Annotated in this window: 16 protein-coding genes and 2 tRNA genes; 8 read left to right on the forward strand and 10 right to left on the reverse strand. The window is 44.2% G+C overall.

All coding sequences use genetic code 11. From position 1 onward, the window contains the following. Window positions 1-47: 47 nt before the first annotated feature. Window positions 48-2,750, reverse strand: coding sequence for a bifunctional acetaldehyde-CoA/alcohol dehydrogenase (gene adhE, locus MD535_RS12015; protein WP_265675260.1), 2,703 nt, complete (start codon window positions 2,748-2,750; stop codon window positions 48-50). A 663-nt stretch (window positions 2,751-3,413) separates the two neighbouring features. Here adhE and MD535_RS12020 point away from each other — a divergent pair. Together MD535_RS12020 and MD535_RS12025 are read left to right on the forward strand one after the other, a co-directional pair. Next, entirely contained in the window at window positions 3,414-4,052 is a 639-nt protein-coding gene (locus MD535_RS12020) for a YchE family NAAT transporter (protein WP_265675261.1), read from the forward strand. 102 nt (window positions 4,053-4,154) lie between these two features. Next, complete coding sequence (locus tag MD535_RS12025; protein WP_265675262.1) at window positions 4,155-4,997, forward strand: ion transporter; 843 nt, start codon at window positions 4,155-4,157, stop codon at window positions 4,995-4,997. Between the two features lie 79 nt (window positions 4,998-5,076). Here the strand turns inward: MD535_RS12025 and asd are convergent, their stop codons facing one another. From asd to yejK, 4 genes are all read right to left on the reverse strand, one after another. Then, the gene (asd, locus tag MD535_RS12030) at window positions 5,077-6,189 is read right to left on the reverse strand and encodes an aspartate-semialdehyde dehydrogenase (RefSeq protein ID WP_265675263.1); all 1,113 of its coding nucleotides are present in this window, start codon (window positions 6,187-6,189) and stop codon (window positions 5,077-5,079) included. 193 nt (window positions 6,190-6,382) lie between these two features. Then, entirely contained in the window at window positions 6,383-7,585 is a 1,203-nt protein-coding gene (locus tag MD535_RS12035) for a chemotaxis protein (RefSeq protein WP_265675264.1), read from the reverse strand. Between the two features lie 117 nt (window positions 7,586-7,702). After that, on the reverse strand, window positions 7,703-9,190 hold the full coding sequence (locus tag MD535_RS12040; protein ID WP_265675265.1) for an Hpt domain-containing protein: 1,488 nt from the start codon (window positions 9,188-9,190) through the stop codon (window positions 7,703-7,705). Between the two features lie 77 nt (window positions 9,191-9,267). Continuing rightward, window positions 9,268-10,266, reverse strand: coding sequence for a nucleoid-associated protein YejK (gene yejK, locus MD535_RS12045; RefSeq protein ID WP_265675266.1), 999 nt, complete (start codon window positions 10,264-10,266; stop codon window positions 9,268-9,270). Between the two features lie 84 nt (window positions 10,267-10,350). On the opposite strand from yejK, the gene MD535_RS12050 reads away from it, so the two are divergent. The 4 genes from MD535_RS12050 to MD535_RS12065 all read left to right on the forward strand — a co-directional run bounded on the left by MD535_RS12050 (window position 10,351) and on the right by MD535_RS12065 (window position 12,820). After that, window positions 10,351-10,566 (forward strand): YejL family protein, encoded by a 216-nt coding sequence (locus MD535_RS12050; protein ID WP_250616947.1) that lies wholly within the window; start codon window positions 10,351-10,353, stop codon window positions 10,564-10,566. A 38-nt stretch (window positions 10,567-10,604) separates the two neighbouring features. Then, a complete protein-coding gene (locus MD535_RS12055; protein WP_265675267.1) occupies window positions 10,605-12,428 on the forward strand; it encodes a DUF3413 domain-containing protein in 1,824 nt (607 codons plus the stop codon). Window positions 12,429-12,492: 64 nt separating this feature from the next. Further along, window positions 12,493-12,569: transfer RNA gene (locus MD535_RS12060), tRNA-Pro, on the forward strand. A 160-nt stretch (window positions 12,570-12,729) separates the two neighbouring features. After that, window positions 12,730-12,820, forward strand: a tRNA-Ser gene (locus MD535_RS12065). Window positions 12,821-12,914: 94 nt separating this feature from the next. On the opposite strand, the gene MD535_RS12070 is transcribed toward MD535_RS12065, so the two are convergent. Further along, window positions 12,915-14,594 (reverse strand): PKD domain-containing protein, encoded by a 1,680-nt coding sequence (locus tag MD535_RS12070; protein ID WP_265675268.1) that lies wholly within the window; start codon window positions 14,592-14,594, stop codon window positions 12,915-12,917. Window positions 14,595-14,807: 213 nt separating this feature from the next. On the opposite strand from MD535_RS12070, the gene MD535_RS12075 reads away from it, so the two are divergent. Beyond that, window positions 14,808-15,716, forward strand: a complete 909-nt coding sequence (locus MD535_RS12075) for a glucosaminidase domain-containing protein (RefSeq protein WP_265675269.1) — start codon at window positions 14,808-14,810, stop codon at window positions 15,714-15,716. A 244-nt stretch (window positions 15,717-15,960) separates the two neighbouring features. On the opposite strand, the gene MD535_RS12080 is transcribed toward MD535_RS12075, so the two are convergent. From MD535_RS12080 to MD535_RS12090, 3 genes are read right to left on the reverse strand one after another with little or no spacing between them, the layout of a single operon-like run. Next, window positions 15,961-16,188 carry a DUF2986 domain-containing protein gene (locus MD535_RS12080; RefSeq protein ID WP_265675270.1) on the reverse strand — a complete coding sequence of 76 codons (228 nt, stop codon included), beginning with the start codon at window positions 16,186-16,188 and terminating at the stop codon, window positions 15,961-15,963. Between the two features lie 56 nt (window positions 16,189-16,244). After that, on the reverse strand, window positions 16,245-16,733 hold the full coding sequence (locus tag MD535_RS12085) for an NUDIX domain-containing protein (RefSeq protein ID WP_265675271.1): 489 nt from the start codon (window positions 16,731-16,733) through the stop codon (window positions 16,245-16,247). Then, window positions 16,730-17,662 (reverse strand): histone deacetylase family protein, encoded by a 933-nt coding sequence (locus MD535_RS12090; protein ID WP_265675272.1) that lies wholly within the window; start codon window positions 17,660-17,662, stop codon window positions 16,730-16,732. Before MD535_RS12090 ends, MD535_RS12085 begins: the two co-directional genes overlap by 4 nt. A gap of 50 nt (window positions 17,663-17,712) precedes the next feature. Between MD535_RS12090 and MD535_RS12095 the strand changes: the two genes are divergently transcribed. Beyond that, window positions 17,713-18,414, forward strand: coding sequence for an SDR family oxidoreductase (locus MD535_RS12095; protein ID WP_265675273.1), 702 nt, complete (start codon window positions 17,713-17,715; stop codon window positions 18,412-18,414). A 70-nt stretch (window positions 18,415-18,484) separates the two neighbouring features. Here the strand turns inward: MD535_RS12095 and MD535_RS12100 are convergent, their stop codons facing one another. After that, window positions 18,485-20,419: a DNA topoisomerase III gene (locus MD535_RS12100; protein WP_265675274.1), complete on the reverse strand. Its 1,935-nt coding sequence runs from the start codon at window positions 20,417-20,419 to the stop codon at window positions 18,485-18,487. Window positions 20,420-20,467 lie beyond the last annotated feature (48 nt).

Below are 20,467 nucleotides of genomic sequence, written 5' to 3' on the forward strand. Positions count from 1 at the left end.
GGCTTATTTTGATGCAGTATCCGTGCTAGCGAAAACTACGTTCGAAATTAAGCTTCAGCTTTTTGTTTCTTTGCTTTTGCTACAGGTTTAGCCGCCACTTGGTCTTCTGTTTTTTTAATAACAGTCGTACCTTCGAAGGTTTCGCCTTCGACAAATGCTTTACCGTAGTAAGAAGCCGTTAGTACTTCTTTCAACTCACTGATTAGTGGGTAACGTGGGTTAGCACCTGTACATTGGTCATCGAACGCTTCAACAGATAGTTGGTCTAGTTTCGCTAGGAAATCTGCTTCTGGTACACCAGCAGCTTGAATAGATAGCGGGATATCTAGAGCAATTTTCAGTTCTTCCAACCATGCTAGTAGACGTTCAATCTTCTGAGCAGTACGGTCACCAACTTGGCTTAGACCTAGGTGGTCTGCCACTTCAGCGTAACGACGACGAGCTTGTGGGCTAGCGTACTGAGAGAATGCCGTTTGCTTAGTTGGGTTATCGTTCGCGTTGTAACGTACAACGTTAGAGATAAGCAGTGCGTTAGCTAAACCGTGCGGTACGTGGAACTCTGCACCCACTTTGTGAGCCATAGAGTGACATACACCTAGGAAAGCGTTCGCAAACGCAATACCAGCGATAGTTGCCGCGTTATGTACTTTCTCACGAGCGATTGGGTCAGCTGCACCGTTTGCGTAGCTTGATGGTAGGTATTCCTTAAGCATCTTAAGTGCTTGAAGAGCTTGACCATCTGAGTATTCGTTCGCTAGAACAGACACGTAAGCTTCTAGAGCGTGAGTCACTGCATCGTAACCACCAAATGCTGTTAGAGACTTAGGCATGTTCATCACTAGGTTCGCATCAACGATAGCCATGTTTGGCGTTAGCTCGTAATCCGCTAGTGGGTACTTAGCCCCTGTTTTGTCGTCAGTAACAACGGCAAATGGCGTTACTTCAGAACCTGTACCAGACGTTGTTGTGATACATACTAGTTCAGCTTTTTCACCCATTTTAGGGAACTTGTAGATACGTTTACGGATGTCCATAAAGCGCATTGCGAGTTCTTCGAAGTGAGTTTCTGGGTGCTCGTACATTACCCACATGATCTTCGCAGCATCCATTGGAGAACCGCCACCTAGTGCTAGGATAACGTCAGGTTGGAAGCTCTTCATTGCTTCAGCACCTTTCTCAACAACAGATAGTGTTGGATCCGCTTCTACATCAAAGAACGTTTGAACTTCAATGCCTTGAGCTTTAAGTAGCTTAACGATTTCGTCTGCGTAACCGTTATTGAATAGGAAACGGTCAGTGACTAGGAATGCACGTTTCTTACCTTCTAGATCGCTCATTGCGATTGGAAGGCTACCACGACGGAAGTAGATTGACTTAGGTAGTTTGTGCCACAACATATTTTCAGCTCGCTTCGCTACAGTTTTCTTGTTGATAAGGTGCTTAGGACCTACGTTCTCAGAGATAGAGTTACCACCCCATGAACCACAACCAAGAGTAAGAGAAGGTGCTACGTTAAAGTTGTAAAGGTCACCGATACCACCGTGAGTAGTTGGGATGTTTACAAGAATACGTGCAGTCTTCATCTTGTCACCGAAGTAACGAATACGGTCTGCGTTAGTGTCTTGGTTAGTGTAAAGACCAGATGTGTGGCCGATACCGCCAATTTCTACCATAGTCACAGCTTGTGCTACTGCGTTTTCAAAAGAAGACGCACGGAACATACCTAGCGTTGGAGACAGTTTTTCGTGAGCAAATTCGTCATCGTAAGATACTTCGCCAATGCCTTCACCAACAAGAATCTTAGTATCTGCAGGAACGCTAACGCCAGCCATTTCAGCAATCGCCGTTGCAGGTTGACCTACAATCTTCGCGTTTAGGTTGCCATCGATAAGCAGTACTTTACGAACTTTGTCCGCATCAGTTTTACTTAGTACGTGAGCTTTGTGAGTAGCAAAACGCTCTTTCACTTCGTCATAGACTTCGTCCATTACGATAACTGCTTGCTCAGAAGCACAAACTACGCCGTTATCAAATGTCTTAGACATAAGAACAGAAGCAACAGCACGCTTGATGTCAGCCGTTTCGTCGATAACAACAGGAACGTTACCTGCACCAACACCGATTGCTGGTTTACCAGAAGAGTATGCTGCTTTAACCATGCCTGGACCACCAGTTGCAAGGATAAGTGCGATGCCATCATGCTTCATTAGCGCGTTAGAAAGCTCAACTGAAGGCTGGTCAATCCAACCAATGATGTCTTTTGGAGCACCCGCTGCTACTGCTGCGTCTAGTACTAGCTTAGCCGCATCATTTGTTGAGTTCTTAGCGCGTGGGTGTGGTGAGAAGATGATGCCGTTACGAGTCTTCAAAGAGATAAGAGATTTGAAGATAGCCGTTGACGTTGGGTTCGTTGTTGGAACGATACCACAGATGATACCAACAGGTTCAGCGATAGTCATTGTGCCGAATTCTTCGTTCTCTTCAAGAATGCCACATGTCTTTTCATCTTTGTATTTGTTGTAGATAAACTCAGAAGCAAAGTGGTTTTTAATTACTTTGTCTTCAACAATACCCATGCCAGATTCTGCTACAGCTTGTTGAGCTAGAGGGATACGCGCTTGGTTCGCCGCTAGTGATGCTGCGCGAAAGATTGCGTCAACTTTCTCTTGAGAGTAAGTTGCGAACTCTTTTTGTGCTGCTTCAACACGTGCTACTAGAGCATCTAGTTCAGCCAAATTAGTTACAGGCATAATGAATCTCCTAAAAATAAAAATATAAAATTAAAAACTTTTTAGTAAGTTAGCTGGTTTGACTAATGAATCACTCATCGTTAGCTCAACTCGACTTAGTAAATTGCTTTCATGGCTGAGTATAATATTTCACGACGTGAAAAAAATTGACTCAGATCAGTTCTGAAAAGTAATTTACCTACTTAGTAGTAACCATTAAGTATAACCAGACGTAACTACCTGTTTTACAACAAAATAAACCACAAAAACAGAGCGATTAAAAAAGTAGCAATCAGACAACTTTTTTAAAAGTTCTTCGTAAAAATGTAAAAAAGTTTCATTTTCGTACGATTTTTCCAAGTAAACCACTCGATCCGTGCTACAGATAGTATATACACACCAAGCACTCCATTCATCACATATTGATTTTTTATTAAAATTTGAGCTTTCCTTAACACTTTTCCAACACCTCCATCCTGAACCAGCCTAAAAATAGACATAAATCTTCACAAGTATTCATAAGTTATACGCAGCAGAAATGAATACGATTGTTGCCGTTTTTTTTATGCGATCTGTTAGTTTTTTTCATTCGCCAAAAAGCATATCTTGACGTACATTAGCGCGTGCTGAATTGGTGCTGAGTCAAGCGCTAGGTTTAAATCTCTTTCGTCGAAGAACATCCACATGAATAACATCGAACTTGCTATCTACTTACAGTTTTTCCTTGGCCTTGTCGCTGCGGTTAACCCTGTTGGCATCATGCCTGTTTTTGTCTCTCTTTCAGGGCATATGTCGCCAGAAGACAAAAATAAAACCGCGGCTACAGCAAATATTGCCGTGGCGATTATCCTCATTGTTTCTCTACTCGCGGGACAAGTGCTGCTGGATATGTTCAGCATTTCACTCGATTCATTTCGAGTCGCTGGCGGCCTACTATTACTCAGCATTGCATTTTCGATGATGTCGGGGAAATTAGGGGAAGATAAACAGAACAAGCAAGAAAAGTCTGAGTATGTGAGTAAAGAGCAGATCGGCGTTGTGCCACTAGCAATGCCATTGATGGCCGGCCCTGGTGCAATCAGCTCCACCATTGTTTACGGCTCTCGCTACCCAAACATGCTAGAGACTGTCGGCATCATTATAACCATTGCTCTATTTGCACTCTGTTCATGGCTATTATTTCGTTCGGCTCCTTTAATTGTACGCTTCTTAGGCCAGACTGGTATCAACGTCATCACTCGTATCATGGGCTTGATCCTTGGCGCTCTTGGCATCGAGTTTATGGCAAATGGTCTACGTGCTCTTTTCCCTGGGTTAGCCTAATCAAAATGGCTCACTAATTACTCCCGATTGGTGAGCCAAATACCCTTTACTGTCAGAGCGGTATATAATAGTAAGTAATCTTTTCAGCCTGTTACACAGCTAATGACCGACCATAAATTCAAACACAAGCTCTACATCATCATATTTGGTACCCATACTAAAGCAGGGTGGGCATTTGATGTCGCCCTGATCATTGCCATTTTGATGTCGCTTACCGTATTAGTCGTGCACTCCCTTCCTAACGTTGCGGTAGAATGGGGAGGAACATTAGAAAAATTAGAGTATGCTTTTACGGCTCTTTTTACTATTGAATACCTATTAAGACTCTATTGCTCCCCGAAACCGAAAGCTTATGCCAAAAGTTTCTATGGCGTCGTAGACCTACTCTCCATCTTACCCACGTATCTCGCGTTGCTATTCCCTAGTGCTTCCTTCATGGGCGTATTACGTTTACTTCGTGTCATGCGTATTTTCCGAGTCCTGAAACTGGTTCGCTACCTCAAAGATTCCAATATTTTATTGCGCTCACTTTTAATGGCGAAACGCAAGATATTGGTCTTTTTTAGCTGTGTCGCCATCCTAGTCACCATTTTTGGCTCATTAATTTTTGTCATTGAAGGTCCTGAAAATGGTTTTACCAGCATACCGCAAAGTATCTACTGGGCCATTGTGACCATCACTACCGTCGGCTACGGCGACTTAGTACCCGCTACCCCATTGGGTAAAGCCATCGCATCACTCACGATGCTACTTGGTTATTCTATTCTTGCCGTCCCGACTGGTATAATTACGGCGGAGCTCAATAACGAAATGCACGCGCATCGAAACCTGGTTAAGTGTCCTAACTGTTCACAGTCAGGCCATGAAAGCGACGCGTTGTTTTGCAAACACTGTGGCAGTGAACTCGCAGAGCCTGATAAACGGATCATTAATCCTGATGAGTAATGCGTTGCTTTCTAAATTATGAGCATAAAAAAAGCGCCGTAAGGCGCTTTTTTTATGCGTAATGTGTATCCGATAGAGATTATCGTTGAGATAGGATAATACGCAGTGTACGTCTTAGAGGCTCAGCCGCTCCCCATAACAGTTGGTCACCCACTGTGAACGCGTTTAAGAAATCATTACCCATTGCCATCTTACGAAGACGACCAACAGGAATAGACATCGTCCCTGTTACTTTCGCTGGCGTTAACTCTTGAGCCGTAATATCGCGCTCATTTGGAATGACTTTAACCCAATCGTTATGAGTAGCGATAATCTCTTCAACTTCATCCATTGGGACATCTTGCTTGAGTTTGATCGTCAATGCTTGCGCGTGACAGCGCATCGCACCGATTCGCACGCACGTACCATCAATGGCGACCGGATTATCTTGCAAACCTAAGATTTTGTTCGCTTCAACACCTGCTTTCCATTCCTCTTTGCTCTGTCCATTTTCACGTTTCACATCAATCCATGGGATTAATGAACCAGCAAGCGGCACACCAAACTGATCTGTTGGGAATGAAGAAGAACGAATGGTGTCAGCCACTTTGCGGTCAATATCTAAAATAGAGCTTGCAGGGTTAGCCAGTTCAGAAGTCACGGCGTCATTAACAACACCCATTTGACCAATCAACTCGCGCATATTCTTTGCACCTGCGCCAGAAGCGGCTTGATAGGTCATGGCACTCGTCCACTCAACTAGGCCCTTCTCAAATAGCCCACCAAGACCTAGCAGCATCAGACTTACGGTACAGTTACCGCCCACGAAAGTGTTCAAACCTTTATGGATGCCTTCTTGAATTTGTGTCAAGTTAACTGGATCTAAGGTGATAATAGCGTCGCTTTCCATACGAAGTGTTGAAGCGGCATCAATCCAGTAGCCTTTCCAACCGGCCTGCTTAAGCGCAGGGTATACTTTTTCAGTGTAGCTACCGCCTTGGCAGGTAATGATAGCGTCAAGCTGTTTGAGGCTATCAATATTATAGGCATCTTGAAGTAGTCCTGCATCCTTACCGAAATTAGGCGCAGGGATACCAATTTGAGAAGTGCTGTAAAATACTGGTTCGATTACATCAAAGTCTTTTTCTTCGACCATGCGCTGCATCAATACCGATCCAACCATGCCACGCCAACCAACTAAACCAACTCTCATCCAATTACTCTCCATGTGATATTTAAAATGCTTCCCCCATCTATAAAATTTTCGAGACAAGAAAACAAGCGCAATTTCAAATATCCGAGTAATTTTTTAACAAACCCAACCAGTTTACTGTCGATTCTATAAAAATTACTGCGATGTTAGCAAAATCGACGGTCAACGTATGAGCGGGCTAGCGGCTCTGCGTTTAAGAATCTAAACTTATATTCTTCTTCTGTTGTGCCTTTTTGCCTAGGAAATAACCCAAGCCCAACGGTGCAAAGAAAATAACTAATATGAATAAAATAAAATAGAGAATCGTACTCTTAATCAACTGAATTAACTTATCGACGGCAAGCGTGACGACATCTTGAGAGATCTTATCTAAATCGTCGGCAAACAGGCGACGCTCAGTATTAACCAATACCGCTAACTCTTTACGTTCGCGTTCGACCATTTTTATCAATTCATCCCTTTCTCGAGCCACCATCATGTCTAGCGCTTGGCGCTCTGCACTTAGCTGCGTCAGCTTATCTTGGGTCTTAGCATCGAAATCATTTAATAAGGGCTGAAGTTCAATCGCCATCTTCTGCGCGAGATCTTGCATATACTCTGGGTTATTGCTCACAAAATCCTGAAACGCATCCGCACTCATCTGGAAACTTTGTAATGCACCACGAATATCATTGCCGCTCACATTGCTGTTTAGGGCAATCAGTTGCGCTTTCCACGTCATTAGCTTAGGTGTTTGCTCAGACATCAGCGCCAGCCTATCTGACACATCGGCTAATGCCTCCGGCATAGTACCCAACGTTGAAGCCACTTCACTTTCGTCAATACCTTGTGCTTTAAGCCATTCACGATACGCCGGTGTTCTGGCAAAAGTCAGATTCTCAAAGGGATGCAAGCGAGCAAATTTCTCAACAAATGTTTTACTCGTTTGATAACTGTCGCCCTTAAACAATGATTGAGCTAGCTGATCAATATTTTTGCTAAGCGCTTGTGATGTGGCCTTGGCATCCTGGCTGGCAAAAAGCGACTGACCTTCACCATCGGTAAAAAAGTTCGCCATCTGCGTGGTAAATACCCAAGAGTCAATTAAACCCGCGGTTGGCGATACTTGAAATGCTGCCTGTTGCAACCCTTCTTCCGCGTGTATTTTCCATAAGAGAACATAAGACTGGTTAATCACGTCAGATTCTGGGTACAAGGTGGTTAAGGTATCGGCGGTGGTCTCTACTTGGGTGAAAAACTCGCGACTGTACTCTCGAGTCATCAGCCTCATATTAAGCTCTTGCTTAGTTAACGGTGTGGTTTGACTGTCTAACTTCACTTCTAAAAGTGAGCATCCCGCTAACAAAACAAGCGTGATATAAAACCCTACATTGCGAATAAGCCGCACAATGTCCATGAATCAACCTCAACAATAAAACATATATAAAAGAGAATGAATTATAACTCAGCACCGTCAGATTGACGTTAGCTATTGATACTTATAGTCGATTATTTGAGTATTGCGACGACATTATTATGATTGTTCTCGCTTAATGTAAGCTTCTGCTGACTCGACCGCTCGACTGAGTTTTTCGGATAATGTTTCGATGAGTTCGTTTGGGACCACCTCCGCTTGCTTAAGCTTTTTCTCAACCTCTGACGATACTTGATGCAAAGCCCCTGCATAGATACTCCCGGAGACACCTTTTAGGGTATGAGCAATGCGTGTTGCAGACTCGTGGTCCTTATCTAAGAGCGCTTGTAACCGTTTAACGTCATCACGGTGCTCACTAATAAATACCTCTAGAAGCATCAAGACTGACTCTTTATCACCATCTAATGTATTCAACATCATGGCAAAATTGATAACGGCAGTATTTACAATTTCTTCCGACGTCGCTTTATTCAATGCTTGTTCTGTTAATGCTTCCGTTGCTACTTGTTCAGCTCTTAGCGTTTCAGGCGCTACCAATTCGTTATCACTTTCAGTAAATGACGTAGAATTACTGTCGGTCTCAGACGTACACTCTGCTGTCGTGCTATTGTTCTTAGCACGAGTCACATCGTGGCCATTAGAAACCTCGCTCAATAGTGCGGTATCGTGAGTCGCCGCTTTAGGTGTGAGAGCTTCAGGTATGAGGGCTTTACTGCTTCCTTCAACATGCCCACTTAAAGGCTCCTTAACCGTACGCTCTTCAGCAAGCGATTCACTTCCACCTCGCTTACTAGATCGTAAGCTTAATAAGTCTAACTTTCCAATCCTCACCATCCTGGCGCTAATAAACACTAAGATCAGCAACGCCAACAAACTCGAGACCGATATAATGACTAACTGGTGGCCTAAATACGTCTCTGATTGCAGTCTTCGCTGAGCCAACTCATTCACTACAGGGTGATTCACAACACGGTCAAGCAAAAATGCTGTATTCGCAGACTGAGCCAATAATACCGAAGCCTTCGAGTTTAATAACAACAAAGCTTGTTGATCCTGAAGGGGAAGCTTGTAAGCACTTTGCTGGATGCTTTCCAACTTCAGATACACCTGACGCGCTTCCATGGCATCGTTAAATAGAGTTTCTAATACAATAGAAGACAATTTATGGCTAAGACGTTGCCCTTCCGGTGTGAGTGCTGGTAGTCCTACACTCATATTGGAGACAAACGCCTGAAGGCGTGTCTCATCATGAGAAAGCTGCTCCGATTGTTCGACAAATCGCTCTAGAAGATAAACCATATGAGTGAAATCTGACGACATATCAGATTGCGTTAACGCCTTTAACTGCATGGTCTGTGCGTAAATTATCTGCAGGTCTAATTCAATCTGTTGAGTCACTTTAGAGCGATAGGGTTGGGGAATAAATAGAACTTGGCGAAGTTTGTCGATACTAATGGATATTTCATCCACTAACTTCGTTGCTTGGTCTTCTTTAAACGATACTCGAAGCACCACTGCGACAACAATGGCCCACACGAACAACGTAAAAATAGTGGCACGAAATAAAGACTTACGATATTTCAACAACGACAGCCCTTCCTTGGTATGACGAAGACTAAAAGCGCTACCTAAACGTAACGCTTTATAAAGACAATGTTAGGACGTTAACGATTACGACTCAACTGGTCTCGCAAATTAGGTGGTGTGCCTTTGATGGTCAATGTGTCTGTTTCAGGATCATAAAAGACGCGCTCACCTAATAACAAGCTATCAAAGCTGAGATTCAAACCACCGCCCGCACCAACAAACTTAGTGAGTTTACGCACCGTTGAGCGATCGGCAGGAAAACTTTCTTCCAATTCATAGCCCTGCTCTTGCGTGTAATCAAGAAATGAAGAGCCCTCATTGGCAGGTAGCTCTCCAGACAGTTCTCGAACCTGAACCTCATCACCCGTTTTAAGCTGTTCGTTACAGTACTCGTAAACTTGCTTTTTATAACTAACGGTCTCTTCTTTATCAAGTTGCGCATCAGCACAGAAGTCTTCCACCGCCTGCATCAAAATTGTATTTTGCTGTTTGGTATCTAATCCAACTTCAGCCTGCAGGAAATCTAAGAAGAAATCAGCAACCTTACGACCGACTCGACCCTTAATGTACGTCAAATAACGATTCGAGTTTTTATCAACGTCATAGCTGGTCAAATCGATACGAGCAACGATATCCATTTTACCGATATCTAAATAATCAATAGCGCCAATGTTCAAACCTTCGGTGATTTGCAAGCTGTTATACGACGGTAATAAACCAATGAACAAGTACTCAGTAGCAAGCGACTGATATTGTGCCATTACTAATGTGCCGGCATCCGCAAAGGGGTACTTGGCAAGCTCGGTTTTAAGACGTTGGGCACTATCTTGAGAGAACGAATAAAAATCTTTCTCACCATTTTTTAGCTCGTTAAGCCATACCTGAAAATCACTGTCATTTTTAAATGCACCAAAGCCCTTACCCGCCTTTGCATTAAAGACTCGATGCAGTTCAGCCACAAGGTTTTCTGTTGCGCTATCATTAGGAAGTAGTTCATCGCGATAGTGGACGGTTAGCTCTTCCTGCTCATTTATCGCTAACTGGTGTAAAATAACGTTAGATAGGTTCAAACTCATAGTGAAATTATTATCGTTGCTGTTTCGTTTGTGATGCAGAGTAGGGTATCATAAGCCGCTTTCATTATCATTAGCAGAGTCTTTATGCCAATTACATCGAAATATACCGACCAACAAGTAGAACAAATTTTAACCGAAATCGCAGCAGTGCTTGACAAACACGGCGCTGGCGCCGAACTTTCACTAATGATTGCAGGAAATATCGCAACCAATGTCTTAAATAACGATGTTGCGCCTTCACAACGAGCAGCAATTGCGGAAAAATTCTCTAAAGCTCTGATTTCTTCTGTAGAAGCGTGAGAACAATACTAATTTAGGCACGGAATCAATAACGGCAAATGGTAGATAGCGGAAATTCATACGGTGAGCGCGTCTCCCGACTCGTAGGTTGGGGACACTGGTTCGCGTTCTTCAATATCATTGCAGCGATGCTAGTAGGTACTCGCTATATTTCCGCGTCTCCGTGGCCGGACACCCTATTTGGTCAGATTTATCTTCTGACCTCATGGGTTGGTCACTTTGGGTTTCTCGTATTTGCACTCTATTTGCTCATACTGTTCCCGCTGACGTTTATTATTCCATCTCGAAAACTGTTCCGGTTAATTGCCGTTTGTTTTGCCACTTTCGGCTTAACGGTTCTGCTCATTGATACTCAAGCTTATCAAACCATCAATCTACACTTGTCTCCCGTAGTTTGGGAGCTGTTGTTTGGCGATGAAAGTAGCCCTGTCAGTAGCGACCTACAGCACCTATTTATTGTGTTACCCCCTATTTTCCTCGCGCAACTTGCGCTGTCGGAATGGGTATGGCGTAAACAACGCAAACTATCGCACACTCACATCGGTCGCCCTATTTCGGCGCTGTTTTTCCTATGCTTTATATCTAGTCATTTGATTTTCATTTGGGCAGATGCCTATTTTTACAATCCAATTACTGTGCAAAAGGCAAACTTCCCACTTTCTTATCCTATGACTGCCAAGTCATTTATGGAAAAGCATGGCCTGCTTGATCGCGAAGAGTACTTACAAAAATTAAAAGATAATGAAGGTTCGGTCGATCTCGTCTCTTACCCACTGTCTGAAATTGAGTTCAACCGCCGCTCTGAAAACCTCAATGTGCTGATCGTTAGTATCAATAATTTACGAAGTGACATGTTGTCGCCGGACGTGATGCCTGTTAGCTATGGTTTTTCGCTAAATAACCAAAACTTCTTGAATCATTACAGCTCAAGTAACGACGATTTTGGTGTGTTTGGCCTAATGTATGGTATTCCAACCAGCTATGCGAGTAGCATTAAATCGCAAGGTACGCCGCCGTTATTTTTATCGACACTGCGAAAACAAGGGTATGCCTTTAAGCTCTTTAGCGGTGACAACTTCGAAGATGACCTTTACCGAGATACCATTTTTAGGAATTACCCGTGGGTTGATATATCGAAAAATACCGATGGCACCCCCTCGGAAATCCCCATCAGTGATAACGCAGCAATTGAACGCTGGCAACAATCCCTTATTAGCGATGGAAGTGAGCCTTGGTTTAGTTATATAGAACTGACTACGGTTGATAGTTTTGACAACTATCAACCCGTGAAAGCAAACCTTTCACCTGAGCAACAATTCATTGCCGCCTATTCGGCCGCTGCAAGCGCTGCCGATTTTGAATTCGGAAAAATACTGCAAACACTTGTCGACCAAAAGTTGCTGGACAATACCATTGTAATTCTCACCTCCAACCATGGTACAGAATTTAATGAAACAAAAAGCCGCAGTTGGGGTTCAAATACTAATTACAGCCAATACCAATTAAAGGTTCCTTTAGTGATACATTGGCCTGGTAAGTTGGCGGCGGATTATACTCATATGACTAGCCACCTCGATGTCCCCGTTACCATCATGCAGGATTTAAGTGGTGTTTCGACCAACGCTAAAAACTACAGCAGTGGACGTAACCTGTTTGATGAAAGAAAGCGCAAGTGGATCATTGCAGGAGATACAAAAGAGCTGGCGTTGATCACCGACAATGACACCACGGTCGTCGACAAATTTGGTAACTACAGCCTTTATGATCGAGATTACCAGAAACTTGACGATAAAAACCCTCGCTTACCGATACTGATGCAAGGCTTTACCGAGTTACAGCGTTTCTACTCCAAAAGTCAGTAAAACAAAGGTTTATATCTATAATAGTGTTGACCAACGCATAATTGATCGTTTAAATTATTCCCATCGGATATTAGCGCAGCTTGGTAGCGCACCACTCTGGGGGAGTGGGGGTCACTGGTTCGAATCCAGTATATCCGACCATTATTTAGCCCCAAGTAGCAATACTTGGGGTTTTTAGATAGTTTTGTATAAGTAATAGACATCTAAGCTCACTTTTTAACCCAACAGCGATTAATCGTATTTTTTGGATTAAAAAGGGTTTACAAAGAGTAAGATGGGCATTAATATACGCTGCAACAACGGAGGGATGGCTGAGTGGTCGAAAGCACCGGTCTTGAAAACCGGCAAGGGTTAATAGCCCTTCTAGGGTTCAAATCCCTATCCCTCCGCCACATTAAAAAAGCCTGCTGATTATCAGCGGGCTTTTTGCTTTCTAGCGTATTATGAATTTAGACAACCACCGTAAAATCATCAAAACCACATCATTTAGATACAAGCATCTATTTTCTTCCATACACTCCATTGAGATGAATGTGTCTCAGGGTCGTCGCCTTTTGTCCACCACTTCGCTTCATACTGATGCCCAGCATACTGTACTCGATCACCACCAAGGTACACCTCACTACTGCTCCAAACTTGCAAGTTAGAGCAACTGCCGCCACCAGTATTCGCCTGTACCGCTATGGTCTGCGTCACGGCATCCGATAGACCACTATTATCGATCACCGTGAGCGTTACCGCGTACTGTCCATCAATCGCGTAGCTGTGCGACGTTGTAGGCGATGATGCAGTGGAACCATCGCCAAACTTCCAGCTGTAAGTTACGATGCTCCCATCGCTATCCAATGACTGAGAGGCATCAAAACGACACTGACGCTGCTCACATTGGATATCAGCCTTAGCGAAAGGCGCTTGCTGAGTACCACCGCTATTCACTTGGCTATCTGGGATCCCTGCAGGGAAATGGCTGGCGATTTTTGGCCATATTTTACTAATGTGCGCCCCTTTGTTATAGCATCCACCTAAATGATGCAGCGCAATGACTTTGTTACTGCGTAATGCGACAACTGGAGAGCCAGATGAACCTCCTTCAGTATCACATAAATACCCAGCATCCGTGCCAGCGCCTCGTCCATCAATGACAGGTTGGTCTACTTGGCATCGTGTTCCAGACGTATCCATTACCACGCCCAGCTCTTTCAAACGTCCTCCGGGATGCTGTGGTATGTAGATAGTCTCTGATTGCGAAGGAATACGAGGATCTAAACCTAAATATCCGAATGACTGAATCGCCGCAAAGTTGTTCACATTAAACAAGGTGTAGTCTAACGTTGTGCCAGTTTCCAACAGTTGATTAGCTTGCACTTTCACTGTTGACGCTTTCGCACCGTTGCAACTTGCTAGCTGATAGTTAAACCATACCTCTGTATTCGCAGCTTCTGCCGCTGACTCAATACAGTGATTATTTGTCATCATGGTGTTATCAGGTCCAACTCGCCATGCGGTGCACAAACTTCGCCCGCCAATCAACAAGCGTGCAACTGGCTTTGAGTGTTGATACTCATTACTATAGCTATTGGCATAACACGCTGCTGGTTGTTTGTTATCCGAGCCACAGATAGACTCCTCACCAGCCGGACCCAAATTGATGACCTGCTCTACTTGCTCAACGGGCAAGCCGACTTGTAGATAGTCAACCGTAACGCTAGCTTGCTCTTTGACATTACTTGCCACTAAACGAATTTCAACGGCATCCCCTTCTATCGACATCGCATAGAATTGATGAATACCATCGTCTCCTCGGTTGCTATCCCATGTTCTAGGAGTATTGTGAGTGCGACTATACTGGTAGACCTCATCTCTTTCTGGATCCGAAATCTCGAGTACGGCACCATCAGGCAGTGATACTTGGCTAAAGTGAACCTTTATAAAGCTCGCGCCAGGTTCAGAGAAAGACAGCGTGTTGGTTTCCCCTTCCAATTGTTGCTGCTCTACGAGGCCACTCGCTATCAGTTGAGTATTCATACTAATGGTATTCGATATAACGGGTAGTTCAGTCTGATCGTTCACTAGCGCCAAAGCAGAAAAGCTCAGACCATATGTGACGACTAGCGTGCTAGATACGCTCAAGGCTTTTCGCATCATGGCCGATAATTGTTTAACCATAGTTCTTCCTTTAAATAGATAAAACACAACACTGTGTTACTCATTCAAAGTAGCCTCGAGGAAGATCACGGGCGCAACGGTTTGCTATCGAGGTTAAAATTTTCGAGAGAGATAAATACAATCTGTAATTGATATGTTTGTTGTCTTTCCGGTCTATACTACGGTGATCTGATTAGTCTGAGGTTGGACTATTATCAACAAGGAACAAGCTTTATGTCTTTCATTCAAAAAATCTTCGCAGGTATCTTTTTCTTGGTATCAATGATGGCAACCGGCGCTATCGCATCTGACCATTTCCCATCACCACCCAATAAAATTCAGCACCCCTACCCCGATGTTGCGGTGACGACATTAAAATCAGCCCAAACGCTGCTCAAAGAATTCGAGCAATATGACTATACATTGGCTGGCCTTGCTCAGTCTCACACGCTACCGGCCATCTATGTTGAGACGCTTCCTCATGACTTAAACTCGCTTCCAGTGAAACAAAAAACGTCTGGCTTCATCCGCCTATTGCTACCAACAATTAGCGAGGTAAATCAGCATATTCTCGACGTTAGGCAAACGTTACTTACAATTGAGAAACGTCCTCAAACGAATTGGAGCAAAGCGGAACGACAATGGGTAGAGAGCCTTCTTAAAGACTACGACGTCAAGTCAGGGAAAATTGAAGACTTACTACTTCAGGTGGACATTATTCCGGTAGGGATGGCGCTAGCGCAAGGCATTGATGAAAGCGGTTGGGGAACCAGTCATTTCGCAATTGAAGGCAGTAACCTCTACGGTGAACATCTATCTTCACGCGGGGGCAAGTATCTCACCACACCTGGAGGGCACGTCAAAGTGGCTGCTTTTGATAACTTGTTCGCCGGTACGGCTAGCTATATGCATAATCTCAATACGACGGACGCGTACAAAGACATGTGGCTTCTTCGAAAGCAGTTGAGAAGCGAAAACAACTTAACGGGTCGTCAATTGATACAGGCATTATCACACTACTCAACCCGAGGACAAGCTTATGTCGATAATCTAGCGGCCCTGATCAAGCATCATAATCTTGATTCATTCGACCATTTACAATTAGAGTCCGATAAGCCGACACGCATTCGCTTATCTAACTAGATTGATATAAGTGCGTTGATAAAAGTGCATTGATAAAAGTGCGTTTATATAACTGAACGGATATAACCAGACAGCGAAAATAGACCTCGGTCATTATTGCTCAGCTAAGAGCTGAGCAATAATGCGATAGTATTGACGAGATTGACGACTAAAGAGAGTTACTGCTAACAAATTACGTGTAATAGATAACAAGCTTGCTATTACACATGGATGTGAGTCTTGCCAGCAAGGTGCACATTGTGCGTTACGACTCGATAGTGTTGTCCTGAGGAACAGAGGTTGCGTCTTGTTCAGCCGCGTCTTGCTCTTGAGTGTTTTCTGCTTGCGCCGAATCTAGTGCCGCTTGCTCCGCTTCCATTTTTGCGCGGTCAGCTTTAGAAATATAACGAGGCTTATTGCTCGTATGCTTCTTTGCGTTGGCTTTTTTCATTCTAGCTTTATGTATTTGATTGATCTTTTTCTTACGGTTCATCGCAGCGGTTACTCGTCTATATTATGAAGCGGAGCATAATAGCGCCCTCTTCTCACTTAATCCAGTCGATTCACTTCATCATCACAGCCTTGGACAAAACTACCAAGATGATAAGAGTGCAGCTGTTGTTCAATCAAAGGCAAAATTTTCTCATGTATGTCACTCGGAAAAGTTTTCATCGACGCTAATTGAGATAATGGTACCCATTCAACCGCATGGATATAGGATTGGTCATTGAGACCATCTAAGTTTGACAAACTCAGCTCACCCTCCCAACGGCTAATCTGATAAAACAACTCGACATGATACGTATCACGTGAAGTTTCAAGAAATTCACGAATGAAAAGCAACTCACCTACATCGACATCCAACCCGGTTTCTTCTTTATACTCTCTAATGAGGGCATGCTTACTGCTTTGGTCCGAGCTTTCCAAACCACCTCCAGGCGGTATCCAATACTCCCCTGAATAGGGATCTTTTACTCGTAGTAGCAAAATCTCATCGCCATTGATGGCAATGCCTGCCGCGCGAATGCGGTGTTTCATACCTTATGTCCCCAAAGTTTATTAGCGGCATTGATCAAGTTCATATGTACTGGAATGAGATCGCTATGTTGGCTCCGATAGCCACCACCAATCACACAGGCTATAGGTATGTGCGCTTCGAGGCAGCGAGCCAATATCCACTCGTCGCGTTTCGCAATACCCTCTGTCGTGACATTTAAATACCCGAGTTCATCGTCAATATGAATATCGACTCCTGCATCGTAAATAACCAAATCTGGATTGTGGAGTCGCAATGCAAGGTCGACCACCTCTTTGAAAGTCGCTAAAAATGCCTGATCACCAAGACCCTTTACCAAGGGAACATCTAAATCTGAGGCGGGTTTACGTGCTGGGAAATTTTTCTCACAATGAAAAGACAAGGTCACCACCTGAGGGTTATCAGCCATCAGCGTCGCGGTGCCGTCTCCTTGATGAACATCACTATCAATAATCAGTACTTTTTCTACTCCCGACGTTAAAGCATGCTGCGCCGCCAATGCTAAGTCATTAACCAAGCAAAATCCGCTGCCATAATCATAGTGTGCATGATGATATCCGCCACTAAGGTGAATCGCGACACCGTGATCCAACGCTTTTTCAACCGCTAGGCATGTTCCACCAGCAGACGTTAAGGTACGTTCAATCAGAGCCTGGCTCCAAGGAAAGCCAATACGACGCATTTTTGCCGCAGGAAGCGTACCTTGTAGTAACGCGTCAATGTAATCAGGACAATGTACTTGGGTTAGCTGAGTCGCATTAATAGCAATGGGCTCGAATAGCTCAAAGGGCGGTAGTTCTGTCTGTAAATATTGAGAGTCAATCGCCTGATATAACAAGCGATATTTATTAATGGGATATCGATGCCCTTCTGGCAGTGGTAAGTCAGAATAGATATGATGATAAATTAAGGGAACTGGCATGTCCGGCATCGTTAGTTAACTACAAAGTGATAGTCATATCTTAACGCTAGGAGAAGCAGATGAAAACCGTACTCATTACAGGTGCAAATAGAGGAATAGGCTTGGCGCTAACCAAACAATTTCTCGCACAAGACTACCAAGTACACGCCACCTACCGTTCCGTATCAACATCACAAGAGCTATTGACCCTTGAGCAAGAGCATCAACGCTTGCAACTGTATCGGTTAGATGTCACCCAATACGACGACGTTGCAACATTTGCAAAGGGGCTCCCAACGATAGATATCGTCATCAACAACGCAGGCTATTATGGCCCCAAAAAGGATCAGTCAAACCACATTGGACTTGGGCATACTGATCCCGAAGAGTGGCGCCGTGTTTTTGAAGTCAACACCATCGCCCCTCTTAAGCTCGTCGAGATGCTCTACCCCAAGCTGCAAGCTTCGTCGGTTAAAAAAATCATTTGTTTATCATCCAAAGTAGGCAGCATGACGGAAAATACGTCAGGGGGTGGCTACATCTATCGCTCATCGAAAGCGGCACTCAACTCGGTCGTAAAGAGCCTAAGTAACGATTTAACCAACCAGGGCTTTACGGTATTAGCATTGCATCCCGGCTGGGTACAAACCGCAATGGGTGGGCCTAATGCGCTGATTTCAACACAAACGTCAGCTCAAGGGTTGTTTTCTGTTATTCAATCCGCTCAAACCGAAGACTCTGGACGATTTCTCAATTTTGATGGCAAAGCACTGCCTTGGTAGCCTACATCTAGCCCTTCAAACAACGTCATGTCACGTTCCAATTAACAACAGGACTAAGCGAAGCACACCATTACTTCGCTTTTTTTCTCGTTGTAGGCTTTCGGCGCTTCTTATAAGCGGGTCTTTCAACTTTAGGTAAGTTTCTTAGTGACTCCGGCACCGGTCCTTCTTTTACTCGTAGCATTAACTGAACCATTTTTTCAGTCAAACCCGACATAAACGGTGAATAGGAATGCGTTTTTTCTGCCATGCCTTGGAGCTGATGTTCCCAATGTGCGGTCATATCAGGGTAAGTCGACTCATCCGGTAGCGCATAAACCAACCCCCTACCAGCAGGAGAACCAAGTACCGACTTGCCTTCACGCTTTAATAGCTGCCGTTTGAATAGCGTGTCCAAAATACCGGCCCGCGTCGCTTCCGTACCGATACCATCGGTTTCTTTAAGTATTTTCTTTAAAGAAGGATCGACGACAAACCTTCCGATGCCTGTCATCGCTTGTAGCAGTGTAGCTTCAGTAAAGTGCCTAGGGGGTTCAGTTTTTTTCTCTAAAATCAGTCCTTCTCGGCAGACAAGCTCTGTACCTACAGGTAATGGTGGTACCGCATCGACGCCGTCCTCTTTGTCATCCGATTGCTTGCCAAGTAATGCCCGCCATCCCGGCTCTTGAAGTCGCTTTCCTTTAGAAACAAAGTGACCACCTTGGATATCAAATTCAAGCATCGCTTCTGCGTAAACCGCTGGCGGATAAAACTGCATCACATATTGACGGGCAATCAAGCCATAAACATTCTCTTCATAGCTAGAAAGTACGCTACTGGTCTTTTTAGGCGTTGGAATAATGGCATGGTGTGCATCTACTTTACTGTTATTCCATGCTTTGGATTTTCGACTGCTGTCCGCACCATCGACACTACTGGCGTAAGCTTTACTGTTATTTTTAATCGCGGCTAACACATCGTTAGCTTGATAGAAGTGATCGTTAGGCAAGTAACGACAGTCAGAGCGTGGATAGGTAATCAACTTATGTTTTTCATACAATGCCTGACAGACATCCAGCACCTGCTGAGCACTCATGTTATAGCGTTTTGCCGCGTCAATTTGTAATGCCGATAAAGAATACGGTAAAGGTGCATTTTGCTTAGTGGATTTATGTTCAGACTTCACCACTTTTGCGGGCTGACCTTGGATACGATTCGCCACGTTTTCAACCAATTTACGGTTCAATACGCGCCCTTCTTCATCTTGCCATGGCTTACACGCTTCACTTGGTTTCCAGCGAGCACGAATATCAAACGAGTCTTGGCTATCTTGAAATGGGATTAATGCATGCAGAGTAAAGTAGTCCTTAGGGATAAAATTGGCAATTTCGTCATCACGACGAACCACCAGCCCCAATACTGGCGTTTGCACTCGCCCAACAGACAACACACCCTGATAGCCAGCTTTTTGCCCAAGCAAGGTGTACGCTCGGGACATATTCATCCCATACAGCCAGTCTGCTCTTGAACGCGCTAATGCCGACACTGACAACGGCACAAACTCTTTATTCATGCGCATGGCACCAATAGCTTTCTTAACAGCAGGTAGGTTTAGATCGCTAATCAACAGTCTCTGTGCAGCGTCTTTTTTCGCTTTGCTGACTTTGCAATAATCGATAACTTCATCAACAAGCAATTGCCCTTCTCTATCTGGGTCGCCAGCATTCACTAAAGAATCCGCTTGCTTGACCAGTTTTTTGACGACGGAAAGTTGTTTGGCTGCGGACTTTCTTGGCCGCAATTGCCACTGGTCTGGGATAATAGGGAGATCGAGTATGTTCCATTTCTTATATCGGTCATCGTAAACATCGGGCTCAACTTGCTCGAGTAGATGTCCGATACACCAAGTCACCACATCACCATTACCACACTGAATAAAGCCCTCTCCCTTTTTCTGAGGATTAGGCAAAGCCGCCGCAATTGCGCGACCTAAACTGGGTTTCTCTGCAATAAATAGACGTGTCATAAGAAATATACTGATAAAAGAAAAGGTAAGCTTAACCAAGCTTACCTT

This window comes from Vibrio qingdaonensis (assembly GCF_026191675.1).
GTDB lineage: Bacteria > Pseudomonadota > Gammaproteobacteria > Enterobacterales > Vibrionaceae > Vibrio > Vibrio qingdaonensis.

Coding starts and splice junctions, on each gene's coding strand:
- MD535_RS12025 (WP_265675262.1), top strand. CDS start 4,155: ATGACCGACCATAAATTCAAACACAAGCTCTACATCATCATATTTGGT.
- MD535_RS12020 (WP_265675261.1), top strand. CDS start 3,414: ATGAATAACATCGAACTTGCTATCTACTTACAGTTTTTCCTTGGCCTT.
- MD535_RS12050 (WP_250616947.1), top strand. CDS start 10,351: ATGCCAATTACATCGAAATATACCGACCAACAAGTAGAACAAATTTTA.
- MD535_RS12090 (WP_265675272.1), bottom strand. CDS start 17,662: ATGCCGGACATGCCAGTTCCCTTAATTTATCATCATATCTATTCTGAC.
- MD535_RS12035 (WP_265675264.1), bottom strand. CDS start 7,585: ATGGACATTGTGCGGCTTATTCGCAATGTAGGGTTTTATATCACGCTT.
- MD535_RS12100 (WP_265675274.1), bottom strand. CDS start 20,419: ATGACACGTCTATTTATTGCAGAGAAACCCAGTTTAGGTCGCGCAATT.
- adhE (WP_265675260.1), bottom strand. CDS start 2,750: ATGCCTGTAACTAATTTGGCTGAACTAGATGCTCTAGTAGCACGTGTT.
- yejK (WP_265675266.1), bottom strand. CDS start 10,266: ATGAGTTTGAACCTATCTAACGTTATTTTACACCAGTTAGCGATAAAT.
- MD535_RS12095 (WP_265675273.1), top strand. CDS start 17,713: ATGAAAACCGTACTCATTACAGGTGCAAATAGAGGAATAGGCTTGGCG.
- MD535_RS12085 (WP_265675271.1), bottom strand. CDS start 16,733: ATGAAACACCGCATTCGCGCGGCAGGCATTGCCATCAATGGCGATGAG.
- MD535_RS12055 (WP_265675267.1), top strand. CDS start 10,605: ATGGTAGATAGCGGAAATTCATACGGTGAGCGCGTCTCCCGACTCGTA.
- MD535_RS12075 (WP_265675269.1), top strand. CDS start 14,808: ATGTCTTTCATTCAAAAAATCTTCGCAGGTATCTTTTTCTTGGTATCA.
- MD535_RS12070 (WP_265675268.1), bottom strand. CDS start 14,594: ATGGTTAAACAATTATCGGCCATGATGCGAAAAGCCTTGAGCGTATCT.
- asd (WP_265675263.1), bottom strand. CDS start 6,189: ATGAGAGTTGGTTTAGTTGGTTGGCGTGGCATGGTTGGATCGGTATTG.
- MD535_RS12080 (WP_265675270.1), bottom strand. CDS start 16,188: ATGAACCGTAAGAAAAAGATCAATCAAATACATAAAGCTAGAATGAAA.